This window comes from Duganella callida (genome assembly GCF_004614165.1).
Taxonomy (GTDB): Bacteria; Pseudomonadota; Gammaproteobacteria; order Burkholderiales; family Burkholderiaceae_D; genus Rugamonas; species Rugamonas callida.
Genome location: NZ_SPVG01000070.1, coordinates 1 through 17,911, shown reverse-complemented (window position 1 = coordinate 17,911; position 17,911 = coordinate 1). Strand labels below are relative to the sequence as shown.

Annotated in this window: 21 protein-coding genes; 18 read left to right on the top strand and 3 right to left on the bottom strand. The window is 62.8% G+C overall.

What is annotated here, in order from left to right:
• Positions 1–76: 76 nt before the first annotated feature.
• From E4L98_RS06820 to E4L98_RS06810, 3 genes are read right to left on the bottom strand one after another with little or no spacing between them, the layout of a single operon-like run.
• Entirely contained in the window at positions 77–1,333 is a 1,257-nt protein-coding gene (locus E4L98_RS06820; RefSeq protein WP_135200812.1) for a lipoprotein-releasing ABC transporter permease subunit, read from the bottom strand.
• On the bottom strand, positions 1,330–2,055 hold the full coding sequence (locus E4L98_RS06815) for an SAM-dependent methyltransferase (RefSeq protein ID WP_135200811.1): 726 nt from the start codon (positions 2,053–2,055) through the stop codon (positions 1,330–1,332). Before E4L98_RS06815 ends, E4L98_RS06820 begins: the two co-directional genes overlap by 4 nt.
• The gene (locus E4L98_RS06810) at positions 2,055–2,648 is read right to left on the bottom strand and encodes a Maf family nucleotide pyrophosphatase (protein ID WP_135200810.1); all 594 of its coding nucleotides are present in this window, start codon (positions 2,646–2,648) and stop codon (positions 2,055–2,057) included. Before E4L98_RS06810 ends, E4L98_RS06815 begins: the two co-directional genes overlap by 1 nt.
• Before the next feature lie 137 nt (positions 2,649–2,785).
• On the opposite strand from E4L98_RS06810, the gene E4L98_RS06805 reads away from it, so the two are divergent.
• The 18 genes from E4L98_RS06805 to era all read left to right on the top strand — a co-directional run bounded on the left by E4L98_RS06805 (position 2,786) and on the right by era (position 17,800).
• Complete coding sequence (locus E4L98_RS06805; RefSeq protein WP_135200809.1) at positions 2,786–3,283, top strand: YceD family protein; 498 nt, start codon at positions 2,786–2,788, stop codon at positions 3,281–3,283.
• Positions 3,284–3,430: 147 nt separating this feature from the next.
• Positions 3,431–3,613: a 50S ribosomal protein L32 gene (gene rpmF, locus E4L98_RS06800; protein WP_072783806.1), complete on the top strand. Its 183-nt coding sequence runs from the start codon at positions 3,431–3,433 to the stop codon at positions 3,611–3,613.
• A 148-nt stretch (positions 3,614–3,761) separates the two neighbouring features.
• The gene (gene plsX, locus E4L98_RS06795; protein WP_135200808.1) at positions 3,762–4,823 is read left to right on the top strand and encodes a phosphate acyltransferase PlsX; all 1,062 of its coding nucleotides are present in this window, start codon (positions 3,762–3,764) and stop codon (positions 4,821–4,823) included.
• An 11-nt stretch (positions 4,824–4,834) separates the two neighbouring features.
• Positions 4,835–5,818, top strand: coding sequence for a beta-ketoacyl-ACP synthase III (locus E4L98_RS06790; RefSeq protein WP_135200807.1), 984 nt, complete (start codon positions 4,835–4,837; stop codon positions 5,816–5,818).
• Positions 5,819–5,916: 98 nt separating this feature from the next.
• Positions 5,917–6,852 (top strand): ACP S-malonyltransferase, encoded by a 936-nt coding sequence (fabD, locus tag E4L98_RS06785; protein ID WP_135200806.1) that lies wholly within the window; start codon positions 5,917–5,919, stop codon positions 6,850–6,852.
• Positions 6,853–6,900: 48 nt separating this feature from the next.
• Positions 6,901–7,647: a 3-oxoacyl-ACP reductase FabG gene (fabG, locus tag E4L98_RS06780; protein ID WP_135200805.1), complete on the top strand. Its 747-nt coding sequence runs from the start codon at positions 6,901–6,903 to the stop codon at positions 7,645–7,647.
• A gap of 146 nt (positions 7,648–7,793) precedes the next feature.
• Complete coding sequence (gene acpP, locus E4L98_RS06775; RefSeq protein ID WP_028104092.1) at positions 7,794–8,033, top strand: acyl carrier protein; 240 nt, start codon at positions 7,794–7,796, stop codon at positions 8,031–8,033.
• 29 nt (positions 8,034–8,062) lie between these two features.
• The gene (fabF, locus tag E4L98_RS06770) at positions 8,063–9,310 is read left to right on the top strand and encodes a beta-ketoacyl-ACP synthase II (protein WP_135200804.1); all 1,248 of its coding nucleotides are present in this window, start codon (positions 8,063–8,065) and stop codon (positions 9,308–9,310) included.
• A gap of 135 nt (positions 9,311–9,445) precedes the next feature.
• Complete coding sequence (locus E4L98_RS06765; protein ID WP_135200803.1) at positions 9,446–9,874, top strand: protein YgfX; 429 nt, start codon at positions 9,446–9,448, stop codon at positions 9,872–9,874.
• Positions 9,875–9,973: 99 nt separating this feature from the next.
• Positions 9,974–10,549, top strand: a complete 576-nt coding sequence (rpoE, locus tag E4L98_RS06760; RefSeq protein WP_229257291.1) for an RNA polymerase sigma factor RpoE — start codon at positions 9,974–9,976, stop codon at positions 10,547–10,549.
• A gap of 40 nt (positions 10,550–10,589) precedes the next feature.
• A complete protein-coding gene (locus tag E4L98_RS06755; protein WP_135200801.1) occupies positions 10,590–10,859 on the top strand; it encodes a sigma-E factor negative regulatory protein in 270 nt (89 codons plus the stop codon).
• A 212-nt stretch (positions 10,860–11,071) separates the two neighbouring features.
• Positions 11,072–12,496: a DegQ family serine endoprotease gene (locus E4L98_RS06750; RefSeq protein ID WP_371857198.1), complete on the top strand. Its 1,425-nt coding sequence runs from the start codon at positions 11,072–11,074 to the stop codon at positions 12,494–12,496.
• A 43-nt stretch (positions 12,497–12,539) separates the two neighbouring features.
• The gene (locus E4L98_RS06745; RefSeq protein ID WP_135200800.1) at positions 12,540–12,821 is read left to right on the top strand and encodes a glutaredoxin family protein; all 282 of its coding nucleotides are present in this window, start codon (positions 12,540–12,542) and stop codon (positions 12,819–12,821) included.
• 135 nt (positions 12,822–12,956) lie between these two features.
• A complete protein-coding gene (lepA, locus tag E4L98_RS06740) occupies positions 12,957–14,750 on the top strand; it encodes a translation elongation factor 4 (protein ID WP_135200799.1) in 1,794 nt (597 codons plus the stop codon).
• Entirely contained in the window at positions 14,747–15,664 is a 918-nt protein-coding gene (gene lepB / locus E4L98_RS06735; RefSeq protein ID WP_135200798.1) for a signal peptidase I, read from the top strand. Before lepA ends, lepB begins: the two co-directional genes overlap by 4 nt.
• A 27-nt stretch (positions 15,665–15,691) precedes the next feature.
• On the top strand, positions 15,692–16,063 hold the full coding sequence (locus E4L98_RS06730) for a DUF4845 domain-containing protein (protein ID WP_135200797.1): 372 nt from the start codon (positions 15,692–15,694) through the stop codon (positions 16,061–16,063).
• Positions 16,064–16,078: 15 nt separating this feature from the next.
• On the top strand, positions 16,079–16,882 hold the full coding sequence (gene rnc, locus E4L98_RS06725; RefSeq protein WP_135200796.1) for a ribonuclease III: 804 nt from the start codon (positions 16,079–16,081) through the stop codon (positions 16,880–16,882).
• A 12-nt stretch (positions 16,883–16,894) separates the two neighbouring features.
• Positions 16,895–17,800 (top strand): GTPase Era, encoded by a 906-nt coding sequence (gene era, locus E4L98_RS06720; protein WP_135200795.1) that lies wholly within the window; start codon positions 16,895–16,897, stop codon positions 17,798–17,800.
• Positions 17,801–17,911 lie beyond the last annotated feature (111 nt).

Below are 17,911 nucleotides of genomic sequence, written 5' to 3'. Positions count from 1 at the left end.
GCCAATCGCACACGGGCTCTGCCGTAGCGGCCGCTACGGCAGAGCCCGTGTGCGATTGGCAGAACTGACCCCGGATTTATTCGTAGCGCAGGGCTTCGGCCGGGTTGGTGCGGGTGGCCCACCAGCTCGGGTAGAGCGTCGACAGGAAGGACAGGGCCACCGCGACGCCGATCACGCTCAGCACGTCGCTCGTTTGCAACTGCGACGGTACGGTGCTGATGAAGTAGATGTTTTTGTCCAGCAGGTGGATGCCCAGCACGCTTTCGACGCCGCTGACGATCGCCGGCAGCTGCCACGCGATCAGCACGCCCGCCAGCGCGCCGGCCGCCACCCCCAGCAGGCCGGACAGCAAGCCCTGCACCACGAAGATTTTCATCACCGAACGCGGACTGGCGCCCAGCGTGCGCAGGATGGCGATGTCGGCCCGCTTGTCGGTCACCGACATCACCAGCATGGCCACCACGTTGAACGCCGCCACCGCGACGATCAGGGTCAGGATGATGAACATCATGTGCTTCTGGCTCTGCAGCGCGGCAAACCAGGTGGAGTTGCGCTGGGTCCAGTCGCGCACCAGGTAGTTGCCGTTCATGCTGTTCTTCAGTTCACGCGCCACCCGCGGCGCCTGGTTGGCGTCGGCGATGCGCAGGCGCAGGCCGATCGGCCGGTCGATGTGCAGCAGATCTTCGCCGTCGCGCAGGTGGATGAAGGCCAGGCTGGAGTCGAATTCGAAGTGGCCGACTTCAAACGTGCCCGCCACCTTGAAACGCCGCGTCTGCGGCATCACGCTGCGCAGCGACGATTCCTGCGAGGGCAGGGCGACGATGACGTTGTCGCCAGTCTTGACCTTGAGCGCCTTGGCCAGTTCCACGCCCAGCACGATCTGGTTCTCTCCCGGCTTGAGCGCGGCCAGGGCAGCGGCGTTTTTGCCTTGCATGAACTCGCTCACGCGCGATTCCTGCTCCGGCAGGATGCCGCGCAGGATGGCCGGCTTCATGCCGTCTTCCTGCAGCAGCATGCCGGCCAGTTCGACGAACGGCGCCGCCGCCTGCACCGCCGGATTGCGCGCCGCGTCGGCCGCCGTCGCCTGCCAGTCGGGCAGCACGCCGCGCGCATCGTAGACTTCGATGTGCGACAGGATCGACACCATGCGCGCGCCGACGTCGCGCTGGAAGCCGTTCATCACCGACAGCACCACGATCAGCGCCGCCACGCCCAGGCCGACGCCGGCGATCGACACCGCCGAGATGAACGAGATAAAACTGTTGCGGCCGCTGCGCCGTCCCGCGCGCAGGTAGCGCACGCCGATCTGCCATTCGTAGGGGAAGGCCATCATTGCCCCAGCAGCAGAAAGACGGTGGGCTTTTTGTGGAAGTCCGGCGCCTTGGCCGATTTCCACTGCGCCGCCGGCATGGTGCGGATGGTTTCCGATGGCAGGCTGAGGTCGGTCGCGACGCACAGCAGCGTGGCCGGCGCGCACGCGCCGATCAGCGCTTCCAGCATGGCGGCGTTGCGGTAGGGCGTTTCGATGAACAGCTGGGTTTGCTTTTCCTTGCGCGAGCGCTGCTCCAGTTCCCTGATGCGCTTGTCGCGCTGGGCGGCGTCGGTCGGCAGGTAGCCGTTGAAGGCGAAGCTTTGACCGTTGAGGCCGCTCGCCATCACGGCCAGCAGCAGCGACGACGGCCCCACCAGCGGCCGCACCGGAATGCCGTGCCGATGCGCCAGGCGCACCAGGTCGGCGCCCGGATCGGCCACGGCCGGCACGCCGGCTTCCGACACCAGGCCGCCATCCTGGCCGGCCAGCAGCGGCGCCAGCAGTTCAGTGAGCGCCGCCGCCGGGGTGTTGACGTTGAGTTCGGCGATGCGGATTTCCTGCATGGGCTTGCACAGCGGATGCCGGGCGCCGACCAGTTTCAAAAACGCGCGCGCGGTCTTGGCGTTTTCCGCCACGAAGTAGTCGAGCTGTGCGGTGATGTGCTGCACCTGTTCGGGCAGCACCTGGGCGAGCGCTTCGGTCTCGCCCAGGGTGTTGGGGATTAAAAAGAGGGTGCCGGTCATTATTGTTGATGAAAGAAGGTGACGCCGATGTTGCGCAGCATGCCTGTCAGCGCGATTAAAGGCAAGCCGGTCAGGGCGGTCGGATCGCTGCTGTCGATGCGTTCGAGGATGGCGATGCCCAGCGCCTCGTTCTTGGCGCTGCCGGCGCAGTCGTACGGCTGCTCGATGCGCAGGTAGGCGTCCAGCTCGGCGTCGGGCAGGTCGCGGAAGCGCACCACGGTCTGGATGTCTTCGACCTGGGCGCTGCCGTCGCGCCCGTCCCAGACGCACAGGGCGGTGTGGAACACCACGTCGCGGCCGCGCATTTTCTGCAGCTGGGCCAGGGCGTTGGCATGGTTGCCGGGCTTGCCGATCTGTTCGTCGTCCAGCGTGGCCACCTGGTCGGAGCCGATCACGATCGCGCCGGGCCTCCTGGCGGCCACGGCCGCCGCCTTCCCGCGCGCCAGCCGCAGCGCGGTGGCGCTGGGCGTTTCGCCCGGCAGCGGGGTTTCGTCGATGTCGGGCACGGCCACCTCGAACGGCAGCTGCAAACGCGATAGCAATTCCTTGCGGTAGGCGGAACTGGAAGCCAGTACGAGTAAACTTGATGTCATGAAGGGAATGTTATATGCTCTCTCGCCGGTAAGCGGTGGCTGACTGCGGCGACAAAAACCACGAAAAAAGCGCCAATGCTTTGACGTGAATACGAAAACCCTGTTATTATCGCAGGTTTTCCGGGGAATCTTCTGTAATGAATGCTTTTGTGATCGACACCTTTGAATTTTGTCGGACCAACAGCAGCCAGGAGGGCGCCACGCCTGTCGCTGACATGACCCGTCTGGCAAAGGATTGCGCCGACCCGTCCGGCACGATTACCTGGAGCGCAGTCGGAAGCACCCACAAACTGGGCTTCCCGCAGATGACGTTGTCGGTCGCCGGCGACGTGAATCTGGTCTGCCAGCGCTGCCTGCAGCCTTTCGCATACCACATCGATTCGTCGACCGTGCTGATGCTGGGAAAGGACGATGCGGAAGCGGATGAAATTGAAGAAACCATCGACGATGAATCGATCGATGTGATTGTCGGCAGCCGCAGCATGGAGCTGATGTACCTGGTGGAAGACGAAGCCTTGCTGGCCCTGCCGCAATCGCCGCGTCACGCTGTCTGCCCGGATTCCAGCCTGCTGGACAAGGCGAAGAACGACAAGGTATCGCCTTTCGACGCTCTGAAGAGCCTCAAATCCGAATAAGTAGTGTAGTAAAGAACGTGTCAAAACGCGTGTGTAGCGAGCGAGTCTTGGCAAGTTGGCAGTGAAAGTAGTAGGGCTCGATTCGCATGTCATATGCCGGTCGACTGTGTTAGAATTTTAGAACTTATGTATTAGGAGTCATATAACATGGCAGTTCAACAGAACAAGAAATCCCCATCGAAGCGCGGTATGCACCGTTCGCACGATTTCCTGGTTGCTCCGCAACTGGCAATCGAGCCAACCACCGGTGAAACCCACCTGCGTCACCACATCAGCCCTAACGGCTTCTATCGTGGTCGTAAAGTCCTGAAAACCAAGAACGACGAGTAATCGACGTTTTTGCTGGACCCGGAACAGGCGGTGCTGACTTGTGTAGCATCGCTTTTTCTTTTTTAATCGGCTGCAATTTGCTTTTGCACACCGTCATGTTCCAACGCGGCGCCTTTGGCAGTTTGAAGTTCCGCCTCTTGCCATAACAATGACAATCAAAATTTCTATCGACTGCATGGGTGGCGATCATGGCCCGTCTGTCACCATTCCCGCAGCTGTTTCCTTCGTCAAACGCGAACCTGATGCCGAGCTGATCCTCGTAGGGCTCGAAGACGTCATCCGCGCCGAACTGAAGAAACACCATGCCGAGGCGCACCCGCGCCTGAGCGTGGTGCATGCCTCCGAACAAGTCACCATGGACGATCCGCTGGAAGTGGCGCTGCGCCGCAAGAAGGATTCGTCGATGCGCGTCGCCATCGAACAGGTCAAGGAAGGCCAGGCGCAGGCCTCGGTCTCGGCCGGCAATACCGGCGCGCTGATGGCGGTGGCGCGCTACGTGCTGAAAACCATGAGCGGCGTCGACCGCCCGGCCATCTGCAGCATCATGCCCAACCAGAAGGGTGGCCCGACCTACATGCTGGACCTGGGCGCCAACGTCGACTGCGAGCCGCACCACTTGCACCAGTTCGCCATCATGGGCTCGGTGCTGGTGTCGGCCATGGAAAACATTCCGCGTCCGACCATCGGCCTGCTCAACGTCGGCACCGAGGATATCAAGGGCAACGACGTGGTGAAAGCCACCAGCAAGCTGCTGCAGCTCGACCACGAGCGCGGCGCCCTCAACTTCCACGGCAACGTGGAAGGCAACGACATCTTCAAAGGCACCACCGACATCGTGGTGTGCGACGGCTTCACCGGCAATGTCACGCTGAAGGCGGTGGAGGGCGTGGCCCGCTTCTTTGCCGATACCGTCAAATCCGAATTCACCCGCAACCCGCTGACCATGCTGAGCGCACTGATCGGCCGCGGCGCACTGAACAACATCAAAAAACGCCTGTCCCCGTCGCGTTACAACGGCGCCAGCCTGCTGGGCCTGCGCGGCCTGGTGTTCAAAAGCCATGGCGGCGCCGACGCATATTCCTTTGAATGGGCGATCAAGCGGGCGTATGATGCTGCAAAAAATGACGTGTTGCCGCATATCTCGACTTTGATTGCCGAGTTGATGCCGCGCAACACCGACCCCTCGGAAGTACCAAGCTCAACTATTTGATGGACGGTGGCATGACCCTGTATAGCAAAATTATCGGCACCGGCAGCTATCTGCCGGAAAAGCGGGTGACCAACCAGGAACTGGCGGATCAGCTTGCAGCCAAAGGCATCGAAACCTCGGACGAATGGATCGTCACCCGCAGCGGCATCGCGGCGCGCCATTTCGCCGCACCGGAACAAAAGTCGTCCGACCTGGCGGCGATCGCCGCCCGGCGCGCGCTGGAGATGGCCGGCATGCAGCCCAACGATATCGACCTGATCATCGTCGCCAGCTCGACCCCGGATTTCTTCGGCAGCTTCCCCAGCACCGCCTGCATCGTGCAGCAGAAGCTGGGCATCACCAACCACGGCGCGGCCGTCGATGTGCAGGCCGTCTGCAGCGGCTTCGTCTACGCGCTGTCCACCGCCGACGCCTTCATCCGCGCTGGCGTGCACAAGAATGTGCTGGTGATCGGTTCGGAAGTGTTCTCGCGCATCCTCGACTTCAACGACCGCACCACCTGCGTGCTGTTCGGCGACGGCGCCGGTGCCGTGGTGCTGAGCGCGTCGCAGGAGCCGGGCATTCTCTCGTCCGCGCTGCACGCCGATGGCAGCCACTCGCACATCCTGTGCATGCCGGACAGCTTCGGCGGCGCCACCGCCGGCGAGGCGTATCTGTACATGGATGGTCCGGCCGTGTTCAAGCTGGCCGTGTCGGTGCTGGAAAAGGTGGCGCACGAAGCGCTGGCCAAGGCCGAGATGCAGCAGGACGATATCGACTGGCTGATTCCGCACCAGGCCAATCTGCGCATCATGAGCGGCACCGCCAAAAAACTGGGCCTGCCGATGGAGAAGATGGTGGTGACCGTCGATCAGCACGGCAATACCTCGGCCGCCTCGATCCCGCTGGCACTGGACGCCGCCGTGCGCGACGGCCGCATCAAGCCGGGCCAGAACATCATGATGGAAGGCGTCGGTGGCGGTTTCACCTGGGGCGCGGTGCTGGCCAAATTTTGACCCTGAATTAGAATTAGAGTTCTAACGAGCTCGCAGGTAGCGGGGCTGTCATCAATGCATGATAGCTTTGCTGCCCATAATAAAAGATGGAAGACGTTATGACCAAATTTGCTTTTGTATTCCCGGGCCAGGGCTCGCAGGCGATCGGCATGCTGGATGGCTTTGCCGGCAACCCGGTGGTGGCGCAGACCATCGCCGAAGCATCCGATGCCCTGCAAGTCGACCTCGGCAAGCTGATCGCCGAGGGGCCGAAGGAAGAGCTGGACCTGACCACCAATACCCAGCCGGTGATGCTGACCGCCGCGGTCGCCGCCTACCGCGCCTGGATCGCCGCCGGCGGCCCGCTGCCGTCGCTGGTGGCCGGCCACAGCCTGGGCGAGTACTCGGCGCTGGTGGCGGCCGGCGTGATCGAGTTCAAGGATGCGGTGCCGCTGGTGCGCTTCCGCGCGCAGGCGATGCAGGAAGCCGTGCCGGTCGGGATGGGCACCATGGCCGCCGTGCTGGGCCTGTCCGATGACGAGGTGCGCGCCGCCTGCGCCGAAGCCGCCGCCGGCGGTGGCGTGGTGGAAGCCGTCAACTTCAACGCGCCCGCGCAAGTGGTGATCGCCGGCGAAACCGCCGCGGTCGAACGCGCCTGCGACATCGCCAAGGCCAAGGGCGCCAAGCGCGCCATGAAGCTGCCGGTGTCGGCGCCGTTCCACTCGTCGCTGCTCAAGCCGGCCTCGGACCGCCTGCGCGACTACATGGAAACACTGACCTTCTCGGCGCCGCGGATCGCGCTGATCAACAACGTCGACGTGGCGGTGGTGAGCGATCCGGCCGCCATCAAGGATGCGCTGGTGCGCCAGGCCGCCGCGCCGGTGCGCTGGGTGGAAACCGTGCAGAAGATCGCCGCCGACGGCGTCACCAAGGTGGTCGAGTGCGGCCCGGGCAAGGTGCTGATGGGGCTGACCAAGCGCATCGACGCCACCCTGGCCGGCGACGCCATCTTCGATCAGGCCACGCTGGAACGCGTATTGAGCGAGCTCAAATAATCGCCGGTGCATTCAGGCACACTGCGTATTTACTGTAGAAAGACTTACATGACTTTAGCAAATCAAGTTGCCCTGGTAACGGGGGCATCGCGCGGCATCGGCAAGGCGATTGCCCAGGAACTGGCGCGCCAGGGCGCGAAAGTGATCGGCACCGCCACCAGCGAGGCTGGCGCGGAAGCGATTTCCGCCTACCTGGCCGAGATCGGCGCCGAGGCGGGCAAGGGCCTGGTGTTGAACGTGACCGACGCCGAGCGCTGCGCCGCCGTGATCGACGAGATCGGCAAAACCTATGGCGCGGTGGGCATCCTGGTCAACAACGCCGGCATCACCCAGGACCAGCTGGCCATGCGCATGAAGGACGAGGAGTGGGACAGCGTGATCGCCACCAACCTGACCTCGGTCGGCCGTTTGTCGCGCGCGGTGCTGCGCGGCATGATGAAGGCCAAGACCGGCCGCATCATCAACATCACCTCGGTGGTGGCCTCGTCCGGCAATCCGGGCCAGATGAATTACGCCGCCGCCAAGGCCGGCGTGGAAGGCATGACGCGCGCGCTGGCGCGCGAAATCGGCAGCCGCAACATCACGGTCAACAGCGTGGCGCCGGGCTTCATCGATACCGACATGACCAAGGCGCTGGGCGATGAACAGCACGCCGCCTTGCTGACCCAGATTCCGCTGGCGCGCCTCGGCAAGCCGGAGGATATCGCCGCAGCGGTCGCCTTCCTGGCGTCGCCGCAAGCCGCTTATATTACCGGCACCACCCTTCACGTGAACGGCGGTATGTATATGAACTGATGCGCGCCGGCGCTTATAATTCAAGCCGGTTCGTATCTTTTAGCAGTGATTTCGGTTTATTTAGCAGCAGACACCGAAATTAGTTTTTCAGTGCGCAAACCTGATAAAATGCGCGCTTTCCGTAACAAACAAAATGGAGCCATAACATGTCGGATATCGAACAACGCGTTAAGAAAATCGTCGCTGAGCAACTGGGCGTCGCAGAAGCAGACATCAAAAACGAATCCTCGTTCGTCGACGATCTGGGCGCAGACTCGCTGGACACCGTGGAACTGGTGATGGCCCTGGAAGACGAATTCGAAATGGAAATCCCGGACGAACAAGCAGAGAAAATCACCACCGTGCAGCAAGCGATCGACTACGCTACCGCGCACGTCAAGGCGTAACTCTGCCCGATCGACTTTAGGAGAATCGCTTGAGAGGTTCTAAAAACCGTCGTGTTGTCGTAACCGGCCTCGGCGCCGTGTCCCCGATCGGCAATAACCTTGCCGACACCTGGGCCGCGGCCGTCGAGGGCAAATCCGGGATCGCCAGCATCACCAAGTTTGACGCAACAGCTTTCAGCACCCGCTTTGCCGGCGAAGTCAAAGGCTTCAACATCGAGGATTACATCTCGGCCAAGGAAGCCCGCCACATGGATACCTTCATCCACTACGGCATGGCGGCCAGCATCCAGGCTGTGGAAGACTCCGGCGTGGTTGTGACCGAAGAGAACGCCGATCGTATCGGCGTGCTGGTCGGTTCGGGCATCGGCGGCCTGCCGATGATCGAAGAACAGAAGGAAGATTACGACAAGCGCGGTCCGCGCCGTATCTCGCCGTTCTTCGTGCCCGCCTCGATCATCAACATGATCTCGGGCAACCTGTCGATCAAGTACGGCATGCGCGGTCCTAACCTGTCGATCGTGACGGCTTGCACCACCGGTCTGCATTGCATCGGCGCCGCCGCTCGTCTGATCGAGTACGGCGATGCCGACGTGATGGTGGCCGGCGGTGCCGAATCGACCGTGTCGCCGCTCGGCCTGGGCGGTTTCGCCTCGGCCAAGGCGCTGTCGTCGCGCAATGACGATCCGGCCACCGCTTCCCGCCCATGGGATGCGGACCGTGACGGCTTCGTGCTGGGCGAGGGCGCCGGCGTGATGGTGCTCGAAGAGTACGAACACGCCAAGGCGCGCGGCGCCAAAATTTACGCGGAAGTGGTGGGCTTCGGCATGAGCGCCGATGCATATCACATGACCTCGCCGCTGGAAGATGGCAGCGGCGGCAGCAAGTCGGCGCAGTCCGCGCTGGCCAATGCCGGCATCAACCCGGACCAGGTGCAGTACGTGAACGCGCACGGCACCTCGACCCCGCTGGGCGATGTGGCGGAAGTGCAGGGCATCAAGCGTACCTTCGGCGACCACGCCAAAAAGCTGGTGGTCAACTCGACCAAGTCGATGACCGGTCACCTGCTGGGCGGCGCCGGCGGTCTGGAATCGGTGTTCACGGTGCTGGCGATCCACAACCAGGTGTCGCCACCGACCATCAACATCTTCAACCAGGACCCGGCCTGCGATCTCGACTTCTGCGCCAATGTCGCCCGCGACATGAAGATCGACTATGCGGTCAAGAATTCGTTCGGCTTCGGCGGTACGAACGGCAGCCTGGTCTTCGCCAAAGTCTGAAAATAGTTTGAACCATTTCTCTGCTCATCCTGTCCAAACAGGGTGAGCGAGAATCAGGCGCCAGCGTTCGCTGGCGTTTCTCTTTCACGTAGGTCCCCCTCCGTTTATTTCGTTGTGCTGTGATGTGCTGCTGTCATGTCGATCGCGGTGTCCGTCATCGTTCGCCCCTCGTTCGGCTTGCGCCTGGCGCATGCCGGCTTGTGCTGTGGCGTGCTGGCGTCGGCCGCCGCGTGCCCGGGCGTGCTGGCGCCGCTGCTGTGCCTGCTGCTGGGCGTGCTGGGCTGGATCGCCGGCCGGCCGCGCGCAATTGCGTGCCGGCTTGATATATCCGGTATCGGCCTCTGGCGGCTGACGGTATACCAGCAACGCGGCGGTACGCAGCGCTTGCTGGACGGCTCGACCCTGTGGCCGCGGCTGCTGCTGTTGCGGCTGGCCGGCGAGGATGGCCGGGTGCGGGTGCTGGCGGTGCTGCCGGACAGCGTGGCGGCGGCCGCGTGGCGGCCGTTGGCGCTGGCTTGCCGCGCCGCCGCCACGCACAGCGAAATAAACACGCCGGCAGTGTGAACTTCTTGCAGCGGGCTAACTCTATAGCGTATGGCTATACGAAGTCGCTGCAGGCCACCGAGGAATGCAGGAGTGACGACAGAACGCGAGTGTGACCAGATGCTGGTCGAGCGGGTCCGGGCAGGCGACAAGCAGGCGTTTGATTTGCTGGTGGCGAAGTACCAACGCCGGCTGATGCGTCTGCTGTCGCGTATCGTGCACGACCCGGCCGAGGCGGAGGATGTGGTGCAGGAAACCTTTATCAAGGCATACCGGGCGTTGCGGCATTTCCGCGGCGATTCGGCCTTCTACACCTGGCTGTACCGCATCGGCATCAATACCGCCAAGAATTTCCTGGCGACGCAGGGCCGGCGTGCGCCCGCGCTGCCCGATACCGACAGCGACCAGGCCGACCTGCATCACGAAGGCGAGCATCTGCGCGACATCAATACGCCGGAATCCATGCTGGCCAGCAAGCAGATCGCGCAAACGGTGAATGCGGCGATGGATGCCTTGCCGGTCGACCTGCGCACCGCCATTGCCCTGCGCGAGATCGAGGGGCTGAGTTATGAAGAGATTTCCGACATCATGGCCTGCCCGATCGGCACGGTGCGCAGCCGGATTTACCGGGCGCGCGAGGTGATTGCCGAAAAATTGCGCCCCCTGCTCGACTTGCCGGTTGACAAGCGCTGGTAGGGCGGCAATGATGAGTTGAACCCTGCATGGCGGACACGCGATGGTTACCCAGAAAAAACTGCACGAAAACATCTCGGCCCTTGCCGACGGTGAGCTGGCGGACAGCGAGCGCGAGCTGACGTTTGCCGCGCTGGGCACCAGCGAAGGGCAGGCGGCCTGGCGCGCCTACCACCTGGCCGGCGATGTGCTGCGGGCCGAGGCCGGACCGGAACTCAGCGCGGCGTTCCAGGCCCGCCTGGCCGCGCGGCTGGCGGCCGAACCCGCGCACGCCCCTCTTGAAGATCAGCCGGCCGACATCATTTTCCCTTAAGTAAGCTGTCCTTATAATAACTTCGCACGCCGGTGTGGCGATTTTTCGCTTACCATGTGCTAGCCTCATGTCGCGCGCAACCGCTGCGACGGTGGGCGCTTGCATCCTGGAACTTTATAGAGATCGAACTGTCCATGAAAAATAAATACTCTGCTGGTAGTAAAACTCTGTCCGCGCTGGTCCTCGGCGCAAGCTTATGGATGTCGATGGGCATGGCGCCGGCGATGGCGGCGTCGCCGGTGACCGGCGCCGTGATCGGCCTGCCGGACTTTGCCGACCTGGTCGACCGCGTCGGTCCGGCCGTGGTGAACATCCGCACCACCGAGCGCCCCAAGCAGGCGCAGCGCGGCGGCAACGGCATGCCCGGCGATGAAGACATGCAGGAATTCCTGCGCCGCTTCTTCGGCGGCCAGATGCCCGGCCCCAACGGCCGCGCGCCGCGCCGCCAGGCGCCGTCCGACGAGCCGGTGCAGCGCGGCGTCGGTTCCGGCTTCATCCTGTCGGCCGACGGCTACGTGATGACCAATGCCCACGTGGTGGACGGCGCCGACGAAGTGTTCGTCACGCTGACCGACAAGCGCGAATTCAAGGCCAAGGTGCTGGGCGCCGATACCCGCACCGATGTGGCGGTGCTGAAGATCGACGGCGAAAAACTGCCGTTCCTGCTGATGGGCGATTCGGACAAGATCCGCGCCGGCGAATGGGTGATCGCGATCGGCTCGCCGTTCAACCTGGAAAACACGGTCACCGCCGGCATCATCTCGGCCAAGACCCGCGATACCGGTGAATACCTGCCGCTGATCCAGTCGGATGTGGCGGTCAATCCCGGCAACTCGGGCGGCCCGCTGATCAATATGCGCGGCGAGGTGATCGGCATCAACTCGCAGATTGCCACGCTGTCGGGCGGTTCCAACGGCATTTCGTTCGCGGTGCCGATCAACGAGGCGATGCGCGTGTCCGAGCAGCTGAAGAAGGCCGGCAAGGTGACGCGCGGCCGCATCGGCGTGCAGATTGGCGAGGTCGGCAAGGAAGTGGCCGAATCGCTGGGCCTGAAGACGGCCCACGGCGCCGAGGTGTCGCTGGTGGAGCCGGGCGGTCCCGCCGACAAGGCCGGCATCAAGGCCGGGGACATCATCCTGAAGTTCAACGGCAAGGATGTGAACCGTTCCAGCGATCTGCCGCGCCTGGTCGGCGATACCGCGTTGGGCAGCAAGGCCAATGTCACCATCTGGCGTAAGGGCGCCGAGCTGACCCTGCCGGTCAAGGTCGAGGAACTGGACGCCGACAAGGACAAGAACGCCAAGGGCGGCAAGGGCAAGGGCGGCAAGGCCGAGCCGGACACCGGCAAGTCCAACGCGCTGGGCCTGAAGGTCAGCGACCTGAGCGCCGATCAGAAGAAAGAGCTGAACGTCAGCGGCGGCGTGGTGGTCGACGATGTGGAAGGGGTGGCCGAACGCGCCCAGCTGGAAGAGGGCGACGTGCTGCTGCAGCTGAATAACATCGAGATCAAGGACGCCAAGCAGTTCAACGCGGCGGTGGCCAAGCTCGATCCGAAGCGGGCGTCGGTGCTGCTGGTGTACCGCGACGGCGCCACCCGCTTCATCTCGCTGCGTCCGACCGCCAAGGCCGAGAAGTAAGCCCGTCCGCCGCTTGCGCGCAAGCGCAGGCGGCGCCGCCGCCATGCAATTTACCCTGTATTCGCGCAGTTATTGTCATTTATGCCAGGACATGCTGGACGCGCTGCTGCGCCTGCAAACGCCGCAGCAGCCGTTCAGCGTGGACGTGATCGATATCGATGCCGCCGACGACCCGGCGCTGCTGGCCCGCTACGACGAGCTGGTGCCCGTGCTGTTCGCCGACCTGGCCCAGCCTGAGCTGTGCCATTACTTCCTGAATGAAGATAAAGTGCGGGAAGTGCTTAAAAGTACACTCCCGCTGCATAATCCGGGCTTTCCACTCTGAAATCCGGTAAAATGCCGGGGTATAGGATATGTCTTCAAGGCGCTCGCCGGGCACATGCCCAGCTGGAAGCGCTTTTTTTGTATTGCGCGCGTCTCTCTGCGCCGTCGTGCCAAACCCGTTTTTGAATATCTGTTAATGAACAACATACGCAATTTCTCCATCATCGCCCACATCGACCACGGCAAATCGACGCTGGCTGACCGCATCATTCAGCTGTGCGGCGGCTTGTCCGACCGCGAGATGGAGGCGCAGGTGCTCGATTCGATGGATCTGGAGCGCGAGCGCGGCATCACCATCAAGGCCCAGACCGCCGCGCTGCAATACAAGGCGCGCGATGGCCAGACCTATAACCTGAACCTGATCGACACCCCCGGCCACGTCGACTTCTCGTATGAGGTGTCGCGCTCGCTGTCGGCCTGCGAAGGCGCGCTGCTGGTGGTCGACGCCTCGCAGGGCGTGGAAGCGCAGACGGTGGCCAACTGCTACACCGCGCTCGACCTGGGCGTGGAGGTGGTGCCGGTGCTGAACAAGATCGACCTGCCGAACGCCGACCCGCCGACCGCCATCAAGGAAATCGAGGACGTGATCGGCATCGAGGCCGGCGACGCCGTGCAATGCTCGGCCAAGACCGGCTTCGGCGTGGAAGACGTGCTGGAGTCCATCATCGCCAAGGTGCCGCCGCCGAAGGGCGACGCCGAGGCGCCGCTGCAGGCGCTGATCATCGACTCCTGGTACGACGCCTACGTGGGCGTGGTGATGCTGGTGCGCGTGGTCAACGGCACGCTCAAGCCGAAGGACAAGATCAAGCTGATGGCGACCGAATCGGTGCAGCTGGTGGAAGACATCGGCATCTTCTCGCCGCGTTCGGTCTCGCTGCCGCAGCTGACCGCCGGCCAGGTGGGCTTCGTCATCGCCGGCATCAAGGAACTGAAGGCCGCCAAGGTGGGCGACACCATCACCCTGGCCACCAAGCCGGCGCCGGCGCCGCTGCCCGGCTTCAAGGAAGTGCAGCCGCAGGTGTTCGCCGGCCTGTTCCCGGTCGAGGCCAACCAGTATGACGCCCTGCGCGACGCGCTGGAAAAACTGAAACTGAACGACGCCGCCCTGATGTACGAGCCGGAAGTGTCGCAGGCGCTGGGCTTCGGCTTCCGCTGCGGCTTCCTCGGCCTGTTGCACATGGAAATCGTGCAGGAACGCCTGGAGCGCGAATTCGACCAGGACCTGATCACGACGGCGCCGACCGTGGTGTACGAGGTCGAGATGCGCGACGGTTCCGTGATCAAGGTGGACAACCCGTCGCGCATGCCGGAAACCACCAAGTACAACGAGATCCGCGAGCCTATCGTCACCGTGAACCTGTACATGCCGCAAGAGTATGTCGGTTCGGTGATCACCCTGTGCATCAGCAAGCGCGGCGTGCAGATGGACATGAGCTACCACGGCCGCCAGGTCAAGCTGGTGTACGAAATGCCGATGGGCGAGATCGTGCTGGACTTCTTCGACAAGCTGAAGTCGACCTCGCGCGGCTATGCCTCGATGGACTACGAGTTCAAGGAATACCGCGCCTCGGACGTGGTCAAGGTCGACATGCTGATCAACGGCGACAAGGTCGACGCGCTGGCCATCATCGTGCACCGTTCGAACAGCCAGTACCGCGGCCGCCAGGTGGCCGCCAAGATGCGCGAACTGATTCCGCGCCAGATGTTCGACGTGGCGATCCAGGCCGCGATCGGCGTCAACGTGATTTCGCGGGAAAACGTCAAGGCGCTGCGCAAGAACGTGCTGGCCAAGTGCTATGGCGGTGACGTCAGCCGTAAGAAGAAGCTGCTCGAAAAACAAAAAGCCGGTAAGAAACGCATGAAGCAGGTGGGCTCGGTGGAGATCCCGCAAGAGGCGTTCCTGGCAATCTTACAAGTGGATGAGAAATGAACCTGCAACTGATTCTTGGCAATTTCGCCCTGATTTTGTTTGTGCTGATGGTCGTTACCGGAGTGATCTGGTTCTTCGATGTGTTTTACCTTGCCAAGCAGCGCCGTGCCGCCGCCGACCGCGCGCTGGCCGAGTACGACGCCCGCAACGCCAAGCTGACCGCCGACGGCATCAAGGTCGACAACACCGGCAACCGCGCCCAGCTGGAAGCCGGCATCCTGCGCCAGCCGACCTGGATCGAATACTCGGGCAGCTTCTTCCCGGTGATTGCGCTGGTGTTCTTCCTGCGCTCGTTCCTGTACGAGCCGTTCAAGATCCCGTCGTCGTCGATGGTGCCGACCCTGCTGGTGGGCGACCTGATCCTGGTCAACAAGTTCACCTACGGCATCCGTCTGCCGGTGATCAACCAGAAGATCGTCCAGATCAACGATCCGCAGCGCGGCGACGTGATGGTGTTCAAATATCCGCTGGACATGAGCCAGGATTACATCAAGCGCGTGATCGGCGTGCCCGGTGATAAAATCACGTATGAAAACAAGCGCTTAACGGTAAATGGCGTGGAAGTGAAGTACGCGCCGCTGGATGATTACCTGGATGACGAAAAGCTGGTTTACAACAAGCAATACCAGGAAAACCTGACCGGCGTCAGCCATCGCATCCTCAACAATGAAGCGGCGCCGACCTACACGCGCGAAGCGGTGCGCCCGTTCCCGTACAGCGAGAACTGCACCTACCGCTACGAAGGCTTTACCTGCGTGGTTCCGGCCGGCAACTACTTCATGATGGGTGACAACCGCGACAACAGTGCCGACAGCCGTTACTGGGGCTTTGTCCCGGATAAGAACATTGTCGGAAAAGCAATTGTGGTCTGGATGAATCTGGGTAACCTGCGCCGCATCGGCAGCATCCACTAACGGCGGGTTGGCGCGAAAGGGACTAAGATGAAGAGGCAGAACGGTATTTCGCTGGTCGGGCTGATCGTGGTCCTGGCTGTACTGGGCTTCCTCGGCGTGCTGGCGATGAAGATCATCCCGACTTATACCGAATACCGCGCCATCCAGAACGCCATCGTGACCGCCAAAAATACCGGCGGTTCGGTGCTCGAGATGCAGAAGTCCTTCGACGCCAACGCGACCGCAGGCTACATCAGCTCGATCAACAGCCGCGATCTGATGTTCGAGAAAGTCGATGGGCAGACCGAAATCAGCTTTGCGTACGAAAAGAAAATCCCGCTGGTCGGACCGGCCAGTTTGCTGCTCGAATATGAGGGCACCACCGCCAAGGGTGGCGCCAAACCCGTGAAAACCGAATAAAGACCGTACAGAACAATGAATCTCCAGTTATTGCAAACTCGTTTAGGCTACACGTTCCAGGATGCTGGCCTTTTGCAGCAGGCCCTGACGCACCGCAGCCATAGCAGTGTGCATAACGAGCGGCTGGAGTTTCTTGGCGATTCGATTCTGAACTGCGTGGTGGCCTCGCTGCTGTACGAGCGCTATGTGGCGATCGACGAGGGCGATTTGTCGCGCCTGCGCGCCAACCTGGTCAAGCAGCAATCGCTGTACGAGATCGCGCAAAAGCTCGAACTGTCCAACTTCCTGCGCCTGGGCGAGGGCGAGCTGAAATCGGGCGGCTTCCGTCGCCCGTCGATTCTGGCCGACACGCTGGAGGCGCTGCTGGGCGCGATTTTCCTCGATACTGGCTTCGAATCGGCGCGCGCGGTGATCCGCGCGTTCTACGTGCCCATCCTCGATTCGGTCGACCCGCAGACCCTGGGCAAGGACGCCAAGACGCTGCTGCAGGAATTCCTGCAATCGAAAAAGATCTCGCTGCCGCAGTACAACGTGATCGCCACCCACGGCGCCGCGCACAGCCAGGAATTCGAGATCGAATGCCTGGTGCCCAAGCTGGGCATCCAGGTCTACGGCCGCGGCGGCAGCCGCCGCGCCGGCGAACAGGCCGCCGCCAAGCTGGCGCTGGACGTGGCCGAGGAAGCGCTGAAAAAAGCCCCGGCCGCGGCGCGCAAGAGCAAGCCGCGCGCCGCCCAGCTCAAGCTGGCCGGCATCGCCACCGTGCAGACGTCCGAAGCCGGCAACGAAGCAGCGCGCCCGCCCAAGGCCGCCAATAAATAAAAGAGAAACACCATGACCACCGAAACGACCTCCGCCGACAACTTCCGCTGCGGCTACATCGCCATTGTCGGCCGCCCCAACGTGGGCAAGTCGACCCTGATGAACACCCTGATCGGCGCCAAGGTCAGCATCACCTCGCGCAAGGCGCAGACCACGCGCCACCGCATCACCGGCATCCAGACCTATGACGATGCGCAGTTCATCTATGTCGACACGCCGGGCTTCCAGACCCGCCACGCCAATGCGCTGAACAAGACCCTGAACAAGACCGTCACCAACACGCTGATCTCGGCCGACGTGATCCTGTTCGTGGTGGAGGCGGGCACCTTCGGCCCGGCCGACCAGCAGGTGCTGGACCTGTTGCCGACCGATGCGCCGGTGATCCTGGTGATCAACAAGTCGGACCGCGCCAAGGACAAGGCCACCCTGATGCCGTTCGCGCAGCAGGTGGCGTCCAGGTTCAACTTCGCCGCCATCGTGCCGGTGTCGGCCAAGCTGCGCTTCCAGCTGGACGGGCTGGAGAAGGAATTGAAGAAGTTCCTGCCCGAAAACGAGGCCATCTTCGGACCGGACGACATCACCGACCGCAGCGAGCGCTTCATGGCGTCCGAGATCGTGCGCGAGAAGCTGTTCCGCTTCGTCGGCGACGAGCTGCCGTACACCAGTACCGTGCTGATCGAGAAGTTCGAGCAGGAGGGCGATCTGCGCCGCGTGTTCGCCGCCATCCTGGTCGAGCGCGATACGCACAAGTCCATGATCATCGGCAACAAGGGGGTGCGCCTGAAGGAAGTCTCGACCCAGGCGCGGCTGGACATGGAAAAACTGTTCGGCGGCCCGGTGTACCTGGAAATCTGGGTCAAAGTGAAATCCGGCTGGGCTGACAACGAAGCCGGCCTGCGCGCCTACGGCTACGAGTAAGGCCGCCCCCGCCAGCATGTCCACCACGCCAGACGCCGACACCCTGGACGCGCCGCCCGCCGCGGCGCCGGTGGAGGCGGGCGTACCTGCGGCGGCCCTGGTGGCCGGCGC

Coding starts and splice junctions, on each gene's coding strand:
- acpP (WP_028104092.1), top strand. CDS start 7,794: ATGTCGGATATCGAACAACGCGTTAAGAAAATCGTCGCTGAGCAACTG.
- plsX (WP_135200808.1), top strand. CDS start 3,762: ATGACAATCAAAATTTCTATCGACTGCATGGGTGGCGATCATGGCCCG.
- E4L98_RS06815 (WP_135200811.1), bottom strand. CDS start 2,055: ATGACCGGCACCCTCTTTTTAATCCCCAACACCCTGGGCGAGACCGAA.
- rpoE (WP_229257291.1), top strand. CDS start 9,974: ATGCTGGTCGAGCGGGTCCGGGCAGGCGACAAGCAGGCGTTTGATTTG.
- E4L98_RS06755 (WP_135200801.1), top strand. CDS start 10,590: ATGGTTACCCAGAAAAAACTGCACGAAAACATCTCGGCCCTTGCCGAC.
- lepA (WP_135200799.1), top strand. CDS start 12,957: ATGAACAACATACGCAATTTCTCCATCATCGCCCACATCGACCACGGC.
- E4L98_RS06730 (WP_135200797.1), top strand. CDS start 15,692: ATGAAGAGGCAGAACGGTATTTCGCTGGTCGGGCTGATCGTGGTCCTG.
- E4L98_RS06790 (WP_135200807.1), top strand. CDS start 4,835: ATGACCCTGTATAGCAAAATTATCGGCACCGGCAGCTATCTGCCGGAA.
- E4L98_RS06745 (WP_135200800.1), top strand. CDS start 12,540: ATGCAATTTACCCTGTATTCGCGCAGTTATTGTCATTTATGCCAGGAC.
- E4L98_RS06805 (WP_135200809.1), top strand. CDS start 2,786: ATGAATGCTTTTGTGATCGACACCTTTGAATTTTGTCGGACCAACAGC.
- rpmF (WP_072783806.1), top strand. CDS start 3,431: ATGGCAGTTCAACAGAACAAGAAATCCCCATCGAAGCGCGGTATGCAC.
- lepB (WP_135200798.1), top strand. CDS start 14,747: ATGAACCTGCAACTGATTCTTGGCAATTTCGCCCTGATTTTGTTTGTG.
- E4L98_RS06750 (WP_371857198.1), top strand. CDS start 11,072: ATGGCGCCGGCGATGGCGGCGTCGCCGGTGACCGGCGCCGTGATCGGC.
- E4L98_RS06765 (WP_135200803.1), top strand. CDS start 9,446: ATGTCGATCGCGGTGTCCGTCATCGTTCGCCCCTCGTTCGGCTTGCGC.
- fabG (WP_135200805.1), top strand. CDS start 6,901: ATGACTTTAGCAAATCAAGTTGCCCTGGTAACGGGGGCATCGCGCGGC.
- fabD (WP_135200806.1), top strand. CDS start 5,917: ATGACCAAATTTGCTTTTGTATTCCCGGGCCAGGGCTCGCAGGCGATC.
- rnc (WP_135200796.1), top strand. CDS start 16,079: ATGAATCTCCAGTTATTGCAAACTCGTTTAGGCTACACGTTCCAGGAT.
- E4L98_RS06810 (WP_135200810.1), bottom strand. CDS start 2,648: ATGACATCAAGTTTACTCGTACTGGCTTCCAGTTCCGCCTACCGCAAG.
- E4L98_RS06820 (WP_135200812.1), bottom strand. CDS start 1,333: ATGATGGCCTTCCCCTACGAATGGCAGATCGGCGTGCGCTACCTGCGC.
- era (WP_135200795.1), top strand. CDS start 16,895: ATGACCACCGAAACGACCTCCGCCGACAACTTCCGCTGCGGCTACATC.